Origin of the sequence: Streptomyces sp. NPDC048473 (genome assembly GCF_043200155.1) — a bacterium.
Lineage (GTDB): Bacteria > Actinomycetota > Actinomycetes > Streptomycetales > Streptomycetaceae > Streptomyces.
Genome location: NZ_JBICXE010000056.1, coordinates 7,995 through 20,910 on the forward strand (window position 1 = coordinate 7,995; position 12,916 = coordinate 20,910).

1 protein-coding gene (running past one end of the window) is annotated in these 12,916 nt (G+C 69.1%); it reads right to left on the bottom strand.

Annotated elements, in window-relative coordinates; translation table 11 throughout:
• On the bottom strand, positions 1 to 12,916 hold the 3' portion of the coding sequence (locus ACGFU7_RS41950) for a hypothetical protein (protein ID WP_393703438.1). The gene runs 15,098 nt beyond the window's last position; 12,916 of the gene's 28,014 nt are visible here — the last part of the coding sequence; its start codon lies beyond the right edge, outside the window — the gene reads right to left on this strand; the stop codon is at positions 1 to 3.

A 12,916-nucleotide genomic window follows, 5' to 3' on the forward strand; every position in this document is an offset into this window, starting at 1 on the left:
TCAAGTTGACAGGCCCTTCAGCTCGGCAATGACGCGTTCCTCGACCGAGAGGGGCGGACGAGGAGCGGCCACATCGATGCCCTCCTGCGCCTCCACCGGGGCGTCGGTGACAGCCAGGATCTCCCCGACCGGCTCCGGCGCGAGTGCCGGGTGTGCCTCCTGTGCCGAGTCGGCGGAGCCCCTGCGCGGCATCGGCGCCAGCCCGGGCGCCGCGCCAGGGCGGAAGACCACCACGGGCTCTTTGCCCGAGAGATGATTGAAAGCGATCTCGTCGAATGTCCTCTTCGCCTCCGCGGTGTCCGGCTTCCAGTACATGTGCGCGCCGTGTTCCACACCCGCCCCACCCGCCTTCATCGCGGATATGGCGTGCTCGTACGTGGTCGGAGTCAGCGTGACACCGTTCGGGGTGTAAAGGTCGAAGATGTCGTTGTCGCTGGTGACCGGACGCCGTGCACCCTGCGCGTCGAATCCGTGCACGACTCCGTCCACCACGGGGTACTGCTGGGCAAGGGCCTCCATGTCCGGGGCCAGACGCCTGTACTCCTCCAGCCGCTTGTCGTAGCGAGCGGTGATGTCATGCCACAGGCCCTCGTCCATGGCGCCGCGCTGCGGCAGGATCGGCCAGAAGTACCCGACAAGTCCCAGGTTCTTCTCATCCGCTCCGAGGTGGACATCGGTCGGATTGATCGACTTCGCCTTCACGACCTCGGGCTTGGAAAACGCACCCTCTGTCAGCCACTTCGCCGAGTACGGGTTGGGCGGACGTACTTCGATGACGAGGTTGAGCTTTTCGCTCAGTCTCCGCAGGCGTGACACGTTCTTCTGCGTGATGCCGTGGTTGACGTCCACCTGGGGCACGGTGAAGCCCGCCCAGTGAGTTCCGAAGCCACTGTCCGCCGGGGCCGCCCGCGTCTCCTGCTGTTCCGGGGTCAGCCGCACCGGTGACGTCTGCCCGAGTGTGGCGCCCGTCTGCTGTCCCTGCTGTCCCTGCTGTCCCTGCTGCTCCTGCTGCTCCTGCTGCTCCTGCTGCTCCTGCTGCTCCTGCTGGAGCGTCTCGTCCAGCGGTGCCCCGTATCCAGGCGGCGCCTCGATCGTACGCAGGATGATGTTGCCGGCCACCCAGCATGTGCCGTTCGGTCCGACGACCTTGAGCAGTCCGGCCGCCCACACCTGATGGCCGGGCGCTCCCTTGGCGGCGCCCGCCGTCGGCGTGCCGAACCGGATCATCTCGCGCCGCGGCGCGGACTGCGTCATCGTCTGTCCCAGGGTCTCCCTGGTCCCCGCCAGGGGGCGCGTCGCCCCGAGACGGTTACTCTCAGCGCTGTTCAGTGCGGAGCTGACACCGAAGGTCAGGGACGGGTTCAGCGTCAGGTCGGCCTGGGTGAACGCTCCGTCGTTGGCGATCTCAACCCGGTCGATCGCGGTGTCCAGACTGTCCGACTCGCTCCTCGGCGCGAAGATCCGCACCTGGACCTCGGTCCTGCCACTGCCTGGTTGTCCCAGGTACGGTGCCACGGCGGCGGGCGACAGCAGGTCGAGCCTGCCCGCGGCGGCGAGCTGGGTCAGCCGGAGGAACATGCCTTCCGCCGATGTCGAGGTGTGCAGCTCCGGGTCGCTCGTGAGCGCGGAATCGACCTCGCGCAGCGCTTGGGCCAGCTCAGGCATGGCGTCGAACTCATAGACTGCGAACGGCCTCTTCGGGATCCACGACTCGCCGCCCAGGAGCACCCGGGTGTCGCCCGGCACCTCCATGTCGATGACAATGCCGTCGGCCGGAGGAGTCAGTGCCTGCGTCGGGTCGCTGGTGAAGACTGCCGGAACGACTCGTCGTGCGGGAGCCACCGCCGCACTGCCTTCGCGCGGGGTTTCCGAGCCGTTGAAACGGAGCGTCGCTCGGGCGTGGACGCCGCCGCTCACTGTCTGCACGGGGTTCGGGAGCTGGTCGAACAGCCGGCCCAGGTTCTGCTGCCACCGGTCGGGCAGCAGCCCGTACGCGCCGGATGCGAGCTGCGTCAGGCCGGTGTTACGGCCGGCCCAGCCCAGTCCTTCGGCCATCAGTTGGGGCACCCGGACGATCAGCGCCTCGTCTAGGAAGACGGACTTGACGGTCGCGGTGTACGCGTAGCGGAGACCGAACTCGGACGTGTCGCCGACGGTGCGCTGCCAGGTCCGCGCCTCACGTGTGGAGGTGGCCGCCTCCGTGTAGTCGGTTCCCCTGTTCATGGAGAAGGTCGGCCTGATCCGGTGGCCGGCGAACTGGCCCATCGGAGTGAAATCGGCCCTGCTGCCGACCACGGTGGTGCGGGTGTGCCGAGTGGTTCCGGGCTTCGGCAGCGTCGTGCCGTCGCCGTTGGAGTGGCCGAGCACAGTGTCGAGACCGGCCGTCTTCAGCGCGAAACGGCCGCGTACCGCGTCGAGGCCCTCGGCGGGCCGAGCGTTCAGCGCAACCTCCACCAGCATCGGGCCGAGCCACGAGCGGTAGACGAAATGGAAGGCGGTATGGCCGCCGGGGCCCGCGTTGGCGAGTGTGCGCATGCCGAGGGACGTGCCGTGCTCGTTGATCCGGGACAGCACGCCGGGCAGGTACACCGAGCTGCCGGGCCTGGTCACGCCCGGAGCGACCTGCTCCACCTTCGCCTTGATCACATTCTGGAAGGCGGACCTGCGCAGCTGACCATCGGTCAGCGGCGGCGTGACGTCTCCCTGTCGCTGGTCGTGCCCTGGGCTCTCGTCGCCGTCCTGTGCGGCCTCCGCGGCCGGTGTGACGGGCGTTTCGTGGATGGCCACGGTATCCGGGGCCATCCCCGTCGTCGGGTCCCCACTGGTTTCCGGGGTCCGCTGCAGGAGTGCGCCGCCGATCGGAGTGTCCGTCGCGGCCTGTGTCTCCACGTCGACCTGGACCACGGATCCGAAGCCCAGCAGGCCACCGCTCTGCACGAACTGCGGTGGCAGCATGCGGTCGTGAGGGCCCGGCTCCGACGGCTCGGGAACGCCGTCGAGCCTGAACTCGGGGTGGTTGATGAGGTCGTTCTCGTTCAGCAGGAACTCCACGGCCTCGGGGAGTTCGACGATCCTGGCCTCACTGCGCGGGGGCGCGGGGGCGAGCGTCGTGGCGATCACATTGCGCCGCCCCATCCGTACCGTGATCTTGTACGTCGCCTTGGCGCTGAAGCGGTGCGCCTGGACATCGTTCTCGTGGGTCACCCGGAACGCGGCGGAATTGTCGTTGACCGTGTCACCCTCGGTGACGGTACGCCGGTGCAGGAGACGGCCCGACGGTACGGCCAGACGTGACGAGTCGCTGTAGCTGCTGGCGAGGCCAAAGCCGTAGGCGTGCCCGCGGCTGTAGCTCTCCGTGCGTGCCGAGGCGTCTACGGACTGAATCCACCGCTCGTAGTCAATGACCCCGGGGGCCGGCAGCGGCTTCACCTCCGTCAGATAGCCCTCGACCTCAATCGTGATGTCCGTGCCCTCGAACACGCCGGAGGTGCTCACGCCCTCCACCACATAAGAGTCGCGGAATATCCGCAACCCGTTGTTGACCAAGTGGTGCGGCGAAAATCCGATTTCGATGGCCTCCTGTGCGATGCTTTCGGCGGCCAGAGGGTCCCCGTCGACCACCAGCCGCTTGCTCCACCGCCACACACCGCCGGCCAGGTTGGTCGCCCAGCCAAAGGAGCCGAGGCCGACCTCCAGTGCTCCGGACGCCGCGCTCTGCAGCCCGTCCGCCAGTACCTGGGCGTTGGTGCCGAGCCAGGACTCCGGTGCGTCCGCCTGTGCGATGCCCCGCTTGGTGTCCCGGTCACCGTCCCGTACGGAATCGGCTTCGGAGGAGGTTTCGGCGTTCCCCTGCACGTTCTCCCGTACGGGCTCCGGGGTTTCGGCCGAATCCTCGCGGAAGGTCCCGGGGAAGGCGGGCAGCTCACCGTCGTCATCAGGCTCCTCCGCCGTCCGCGCGGGCGCCGCCGGCGCCTCACCGGATGGCTCCTGCGGGTATGCGCCGGGCATGGTCGGCAGGCTCTGCTCGTCCGCCTCCGATACGGCGCGGGCCAGCGTCTCCAGCATGCTGTTCACGGCCTGGCGAACGGCCGTGCTTCCCTCGACCCGCTCGAAGATCGCGGTCTCGGGCAGTTCCACCGCGTCCGCCGGGCCGTTTTGGTCCTCGGCAGTGAGCGGCCGCGCCTGGGCGAGCGGCGGCCGCGCCCCGGTGCTCGCCTCCGTCAGCGTGCGGTACGTCGGCAGTGCCAGGCTCACCGAGCCGTCGTTCTCGCGCGGGGCCGGGGTCTCGCCATGGCTCCAGGACATCACCGTCCGGTAGGTGACCGGCACGGTGAGAAGCTGGATACCGGTGGGGGTGAGAGTGTAGATCTCGTGTCCGATTCCGGAGCTGGACCCGGTGACCTCCCCCCCCTGACGGGTGAGGCTGCCTTCTCCTGTGATGCCCTGTAGTTCCAGATCGCCCACGTCGTTGAGCGGGTTCGTGAAGGAACCCTGCCCGGTCAAGGTGTACGCCCTCGGGCTGCGGTTGAACTGTTCGTCGCCGGGGATCGTCAAGCCTGTGTAGTTGAGGGTCCGAACGTCCTTGAGCTCATGGTCGTGGGTGACACCGCCGTCCTCGGCGCCCTCGACGTAGCGGCGTTCGGCCGCGATGCGTACCGAAACCCGCTGGGTGCCACCGGCCACCGTGGGCAGGTCGAACCAGACGACATGGCCGCCCTCGATCATCTCGTCCAGCTCCCCGCGCAGGCCGGCCGCCGAACGGATCTGTTCCAGCTTGCGCACGTTGTTCAGCCGCTGGAGGTGCAGGGCGTTCTCGACAGGGCCCCGGTACCAGGACGAGGTCCCGCCCTCGGCGGGCGGCAGGAAGCCCTTCTCCCGCAGCCAGGTCTCGAGCTCGGTGAAAATGTCCTGGGTGCCGTCCACACTCAGCGGGGTGGTGGAAACGTTGAGCGACCGCAGGTGCAGGACCTCCGGCGGCAGATAACGCCTGGTCCCCGGCGCTCCCGAGACTGTGGCCTCGGACGGAACCCGCAGGATCAGCGGATACCTGGGCTTCTCCGGCCGGGCAAGAGCGCTGTCGGGCTCGGGACCGCGCTCGGGACCGTTCGGCCGCACCAGCGCGATGTCGTACACGGCGTCGGCGTTCTCCAGGAACAGCGGATTGCCCGTGCGCAGGTTGTGCGATGTCCTGGCGCTGCCGCCGGAGTTCAGCGTGTGCGTGATCTGGTGCTGGACGCTGCCCTGTCCGGTCACCGCGAATCCGAACTGCGCGGTGAGAGTGACGGGATCGGGCGCGCCCGAGGCCATAGCGACGGTGAATGCCGCGGACAGCCCCGCCGCGTTCGCGACGGACGCGCTGCTGGAGAGCCGTACCGAGCGCATCATGTGTGAATCCAGGAGGGCGTTCTGGGTGGGCGGTCCTGCCACATGGTCCGGCCCGGGGCGCTCGTGCAGATCCGCGTGGACGCGGAGCATTCCGATGACGGAGCCGTCCTCGGCGTACAGGGTCGGGGACATGTGGTTTCCGCTGTACAGCAGGGGCATGTTGCTGCGGACATTGCCTTCACCGAAGAACTGACGCAGTTCGTCGAGGGACGCCCCGGAGATATTGGCCAGGTCCCGTGTGAAGGCGCTCAGCACATCGGCGAGCAGCTGATCGGCGTGGGGCACGGACTCGGTGGCGAACAGGGGAACCTGGCCCGTCACCGTCGCGAGCGGGGCGGGGCGCTTCGCGGGGTCGTTGTCGTCCCGCGCGGCGATGCCGTTGTCCGCGTCGGTCAGGTGCTCGGGGAACCAGACAGTGAGGCGCTCCTCGGTCCCGGGGTTCTGCTGGGTGCGCCAGTTCTCGTCCATCAGCACGGTGGTCAGTGCCTGGTGGAGATTGGCCGTGGCCCTGATCTGCCAGTTCATGACGTACTCGTACGGCCAGGAGCGCTCGCGGCTGCGCAGCATAATCATCGGTTGCACGGTCGCGGTCGCCACGACGCTGGTGGTCGTCTGGTTGTACGTGAAGTTGGCCTGCGGGGTGACGGTCAGCCTCTTGAACCAGCCCGCGTGCGGGAACCGCCAGGTGTGCGAGTAGCTGAGGTTCATCGAGCGCAGATCGCCGACGCTTTCGGTGTCACCGACCTCACTGATGCCGAACATCCAGCGCTGGATATTGACCGGCGGGCCGTCCGGGTTCTCCATCTGCTGGATATCCGGGTCGCCCTGCCTCGGCTGGGAGAGCGCCAGCCGGAGGGCCACCTGGTACGTCTGACCACGGTAGGCGGCCTGGATCGGCACCCCGTGCTCGCTGAACAAGCGCGACCACTCGGCGCTGAAGAAGCGCGCGCTGACGGTGGCACGGACCGCCGTCCGCAATGCGGCGTCCTCGCCCCGGTCGCCCTCGATCTCCCGGATCACCTGGTCCTGGAGCCAGGTCACGGTCTTCTGCGGAACGGGTTCGATATGCACCAGGCCCTGGGCCCCGTCACGCCGTGAGCCGAATTCCGTGATCGCGCGGCTGAGTTGCCCGGCGGTGGCCACTGTCACCGGAGAATCTGACGCCGGCCGGGCGATCTCGGCAGTCGTCGTGGTGTTCTCACCGAACACTTGCGTGTCCCGCCCAGGCTTCCCGTGATTCGCGATGATCCCGGCGATCTCCGCACCCAGCGCCCGCTCCGGCGACCTCCGCGAGGCATCCGGCAACTTCTCCCACTCCTCGTACACCCTGGCCGCATCCACCACACCGTGCGGCCAGCCCAATTGCGGCAGCCTCAGGTTGACCTCATTGACGAGCGCGGGACGCGGCCGCAGCCCAGCCGTCTCATCCGCGAGAAGGTGGAAGTCCCGGTAGCCCCGCCACAAGTCCTCCTCTGCCCGGACCGCGGCCACCGGGTTGGTCCCGCCCGGCGCAGCGGGGTCCTCGCCGTAGAGGCGGGACAGCAGCGGCAGCAGGGCCTGCTCGTTGTCGCGCACCCACTGGGGGCCGTTGTTGCGTACCAGGCCGGTGTACGGGTCCTGGCCGTGGTTCGCGCCGAGGTAGGCGTTGGAGGTCTGGGCGAAGTACTCCGCGGCGCTGCGGGAGGCGTAGTTGTCGACCGGGCGCCCGGCGGCGTCCCGGCGTGGGCCGTCGGCCCACTCGGCGTCCTGACCCGCGGCGAGCCTGGACCGGTAACCGGCCTCGATCTGTGCCCTCTCGGCGTCGGTGAGACCCCAAAAGTAGACCAGGTGGGCCAGTTCGTGGGTGACGCTGGAGTAGCCGTCCGGGTACGACGGCACGTCGTCGAGCCCGGTGTCCGCTCCGAGCAGGTTCTCTTCGGCCACGGCCACCACCTGTGCCTGGACGTCCGTCAGACCGCGGGACTCATCCGCCGGCCGGGCCGCCTCGTCGGGTTCGTGTGTCCTCAGGTCCCGCAGGTGGTCGTAGCCGGGCAGGTCGGTCGGGCGTACACCGCGCGGCACCAGCAGGATCCGCGCCCCGGATTCCTGGATCCGTGCGGCGGTCCCCGGCTCTTGGAGGACGCGCGCGGTCTGCCGGAGCAGTTCGTTGCGGGCGGCGACCGGCCGCTCCGCTCCCGCAGCGGGCTCCGTGATCAGCGCGGCGGCCGTGTCCAGGGCGGCATGGTGCGGCAACTGCGCGTAGAAGTCGGGCGCCGTGACCGGGTTCGCCGGGAGCGCCCGGTCCTGCTCGCCGGTCGGCCGCGGGGCGCCGTACGAGGGATCGGCCGGGTCATCGACCACGGTGTCCTCGGTCGTCCTTTTTGTGGCCGTCAGGTCGCGTACGGGGTTGCTCTCCCCGTCGAGTCCCAGCGCGCGCAACAGGTCGGTGCCCAGCCCCAGCGCGGGGAAGTGAGCCGCATCGGCTCCCCTCGCCAGCAGTTCGGGGGGAGCGTCGAGCAGTGACCCACGTGAGCCGAGGTCGATCGACCGGACCGCCCCCACGTCCCCCTGCGGGGCAAGGACCAGGACGCCGCTGCGGTGGTCGAACCAGCGGACATGGCCGCGGACGTTCACCGCGTACAACGGCCTGCCCTCGCCGTACGCGAAGCGCTCGGGCAGCACGAGTGAGCGGGCACCGGGGCCCGCCGCCAGCAGAGTCCGCTCCAGGTGCGCCACCGCGTCCGCGAGGGGTTCGGGCCACAAACGGAAGGCGAGGCCCACCCGCTCGCGGTCCTCCTCCGTCAGGACGTCCCTGCCGTCTGCGCGCTCTTCCTGTTGCTGCTTGTCCTCTTGCTCTCGCCGCTGGTCCTGCTCTGTCGCCTGCGTCTCGTCGACCCGCGTTTCGGTCACCTGCGTGCCGGACCGGTGCGCGGCGGCGGACGAGGCGGTCGCCGCAGGCGTGATGATGTCCTCCTGCGCGAACGCGCCCGCGGCGAGCAGGTCACCGACGCTCTGCAGAAGGGCTTCCAGCGGCTCCGGCCTGACGTCGTCGGTGTCCCGGGCCAGCTCGCGCAGCCCGTCGAGCGCGAACTGCGCGTCCTGCCTGACCTCGTCGGTCGCCGCCTCTCCCCCGTCCGTCAGCCTCAGCGCGTTCCGGTACAGGACGGGCAGCTGCGGGTCGGTATCGCGCAGCCGCGACAGTCGGCGTTCCGTCTCGGCGGACAGGGCATCGGCGAAGCTGCGCCTGTGCTGCCACGAGGTCCGGTAGATCTCGCCGAGCTCCGACTCGTCGAGGCCGAGCTCCTCTGCCGTACGGCGCAGCTCCTCGCTGATCAGCCAGGCATCATGGGCTTCCTGGGCGGTGAGCCCGTTCCCGCCCGGGGCGTCGGGATCGAGGGGGTCGAAGGCGTAGACATGGCCCGAAGGCTGCGCCCAGCGGCTGCGGACCGTGCCGTCGGCCTCGATGACGTCCAGCCGGATGTGCGCCTCGAGCTCATGCGCGACGCCCCGGACCAGGTGATCGTGGGACAGGCCGTGGAAGCCTAGCATTGCGGGGACCTGTACCGGCGGCAGCGTCGGGTCGTTCCTGAGCGTGGCACGGACCTCGTTGACGGCCCTTGCGATGGAGCCGACGGCTCGTTCGACCGAGCCGGTGAAGCGCGGCACGGAGGGCAGCCTGGCGAGTTGTGCCTCGTAGTACGTGAGGGTCTCGGGTACGGCGACATCGGAGTCGCCGGCCCTCGCCAGGGCCAGGTCGGCGCGCATGACGCCGACGGCCCATCCGACGGCGGCGGCGTACGTGTTCGCTGCGTGGGCGACGGTGTCAAGGGTGAGAACGGCGCCGTCGAGCGCGTCGGTCGCCTGTGCCCGGATACGGCGGGCCACCGCCTCGTGGGCGCGGACCGCGCTCACTGCCCGCTCCCCCGCGGCGTCCCTCATCAGAGTCGCGAGGTCGAACCGCCGCGCGTCCTCCAGCTCCAGCCAGCCCAGGTCGCCTCGGGCCGCCTCGTGCTCCATCTCCTCCATGCGGGCGCGCAGCTCGTCGACCTCGGCCTGGAAGAGCTGTACGTACACGTCACCGGTGAAGGGATCGCTGCGGACGATGCCCCTCGTGTGCGTGGTCGGCCACAGGAGATGGCGCGTGTACCGCTCTGCCTCCAGCCTGTAGCGGCCGCGCAGCCGTACGAGGTTCAGCGGGCCCTGCTGCTTGACGTGCTGCTCGCGCCGGTAGTTCTCCGTCCCGGCGTCACCCACGCTGTTGCCGGTGACGCGGGATGCCCCGGAGTCACCTCCCGCGGTGTACGGGGGGTAGTCGTGGCCGTCAGCCGCGGTCGGCGGGTTGTGCTCGTGGAGGACGCCGGAGCCGGATGTGCCCACATTGGTCGCCGGGCGCCAGCGGTCGGAGGTCTGGCTCGCTGTCGTGCCGCTCTGGTGCTTGATGTAGCGGCCCGCGCCTGTGCCCTTGACCGGGCCGAGGACCTCGAGGGCGAACAGATCGCCCTTCATGTACAGCTTGGCCCTGTCGGAGGAGTGCCCCGGCACGTGCAGTTTGTCGGTCAGCAGGTAGCGGTTGCCTGCTGAAGCTTCCGGTAGGTGGTTGGTCTGCTGGGTACGGCCCATGAGCTGTCGGACAGTCTGGCTGGTGCGGGTCCTGGCGCCGTCGGCCTGGTCACCGAAAAGCTTCTTCATCAGCTTCATCGCGGCCGGCAGCCCGCCGTCCAGCATCGTTCCCGTGACGTACGCGTCGCCCGGCAGCGACGGCAGCGACCGCAGCTCCCGAGCGCGTGAGGGTCCGTACTCGGGTCGGAATTCCGCGAGGCCGCGCGGGACCTGAAGGTCGAGGAGGCCGGACACGCTGGTCGTGTTCACAGCGGAGCGATCAGCGCTCATGGCCCGGTACAAGCCCGTCAGCAGGTTGTTCAGCGGCCGGCCCGCCATGTCGAGGCGCCGGACCTCGGCCGTGAGCGTGTGCCGGAACCGAGCCAGGTAGTAGCTGTTCCAGTCGTAGATCGTCTGCTCGGTGACGGCGTTCTCGGCGCGGTTCACGCCCCTGTGGTCGCCCTGCCCGAAGCCGACTCCCCTGTTGTGGAAGGTGTTTGTCTCGCCGCCGCCGAACTTCAGCGGCGTGAAGCTCTGGGAGCCGTCGCGGGAGGTGCTCTGCGACGTTCTCACGTAGCCGTGGCCGTAGACCTCGATGCCGGTGCCTGGCCGGAAGTCGTAGATCTCGGGGGCGCCTTCGAGGACATCGGAGAGCTTGATCTCCACGATGTCGGTGAGCACCCAGCCAACCGGGTTAACCAGGTAGAGGACGTGCCCGTTGGGCGAGAGGAACTCGTCCCACATCGCCATGTCGCGGCCCTTGGCCAGCAGGGCCTGCAAAGAGTTCACACCGCCCTGGAGCCGTCCGACCCTGCGCCCGTCGGCGGTCCACAGTTCAGGTTCCGAGGCCAGCAGCCCCGGCGCCGTCTTCTCGACCTGCTCGCGCACGATGTCGTACGTGGTGCGGCCGTCCTCGTAAGCGAGGTCGTGGATGCCGCTGTGGCCCAGGGTCCGGCCGCCGGTGTCCTCACGCGTCAGGTACTCGGGGAGCCGGATGTCGTCGAAGCGGCTCGACGGGCTTTGCAGTGCCAGCCCGAAGCGCGCGTTGAACGCTGCCCTGATCCCGTCGTCCAGGATGGGCAGTCCGCCGTTCTCGTGCAGCTGCGCAAGCGTCGCCGCGAGCGCGGGGCGGTCCGCGTCGAGGGCCGCGTGCAGGTCGTCCGGCAGCACCTCCGCGTCCTGGGTCCACCGGGACAGCACGGCGGCGACGGTGTTGCCGCTGAGCCTGGCCTCGCCCGTGCCCCAGCGGTTCATCACGTCGGCGAGCTGCTCGTCGGAGATGGGCACGAGACCCCGCCCGTACTGTTCGAGCGCCTCGGGCTCCGAAAGCAGGAAGACGACCGTGCGCTTCGGCACCATCCGCTCGTCGGCGTCATGGGCCTCCCAGACCATTTTGCCGTGCTTCTCCAGGCGGTTGGCGACGATGTAGTCGACCGTCGCACGGAAGGCGTAGCCGCGGTTGAAGTCGAGCTGGATCAGCTCCTTGCCGCCTGTACGCCCTTCACTGGAGGAGGCGTTGCGCTGCCAGGAGCGATTGGCGTCGATTCCCCCCTGGACGAACCCTGGACTGCTGGGGTCGTCCGGACGCGTCGGACCGCCGACCGTGATATCGGCCTGGGCCCACTTCAGGCCGGTGGTCCCGGTGTCCGAGGTGTTCGTCTGGAGCAGCGAAAGCATGATGATGCCGAGGACGAACTTGTCGGGCGTGGCTCCCGCGAACTGGACGCGTCCCAGCTCGGCGCGGATGTCCACCATGCCGAAGGTGTCTCGGAACCATCCGGGGCGGAACGGCTGGTCGGTGGTGAGCTGGCCGTTGGCGATCTCCTTGAAGTGCGCCTTCATCTGGATGGTGTTGGTGAGCGAGTGCAGCTCCTGGTCGGCGTTGCCCTGTGGACCGGTCAGCGGCCCGAGCACGGAGGTCGCCGCCTCGTACACACCGGTGGCGTCGACGTAATACATCACGGCCCGGTCGAGTACGGAGGCCGGGGTGCGGTCCAGGGACGTCACACCGGGACGGCTGACGTCGCCGAGTGGCAGCAGGTATGCCCTGGCCCCCTGGTCCGTCAGCACGATCGGACGGGGGTCGCGGGTGCCCTTGCGCAGCTCACCCTGAAGTCCGCTGTGCTGGAGTTCCATCGTGACGGTGTAGTCGCTGAACAGCCGGTGCTTATTGACGACGCCCGGGTACTCGAGCAGTTCGGGGCGGTTGTTGAGGTAGGAGACCGCGTCCGTGGCGCCGACCTGACGGATCAGGTCGATCCCGGTGACGGATCCCTTCAACTGGTTGAAGAGCGCCTTGAAGCGGAGGCTGAGCGCGATCTTCTTGCTGCCGCCGCTGAACTGCCCGGCGGTGTCCATGCCCATGGCCAGGTTGACGGTGTGGAACTCGTCGGACGAGCCCTCGAACTGCGGGGCCAGGGTGGAGCCGCTGGCCCTGAGGATGATCTTCACCGCGTCCACGTCGAGGTCGGTGCCCGCCACACCCCGGCGCCGGTACATCGTGATCACCAGGCCGCCCTGGTGGATCTGGTCGAAGTGCGACTCCATCCCGCGGGCACTGAAGTGCTTCTCCAGCATGTCGAGGTTGCCCTGCAGGGAGTCGGTCTTGTTGCCGTGCGAGTACCAGTGGCTGCCGGCCAGCGGCGCCTTGGTGTCCTCGGGCAGGAAGCCGAGCCGTTGCAGCTCCTTCTCCACCAGGTCGTGCAGTGTGCGTACGGTCTCCTCGTCGACGTCGACGAGTCCCATGCCGATGCCGCGACCCTCGGCGACATGCGGGGGAACATCAAGGTGCTCGGGGTCGCCGGGCCGCCGCCCTGTCCGGCGCAGCAGGCCGGCCTCGTACTCCACGGTCCGGCCCCGCGGCCCCTCGTGGACGATCACCGTGCGCTCGGGGGCCCCCTCGGCCTCGCCGATGCTGTGCGTGATCACCAGCGGAGTGTCGGTCTGGGTGATG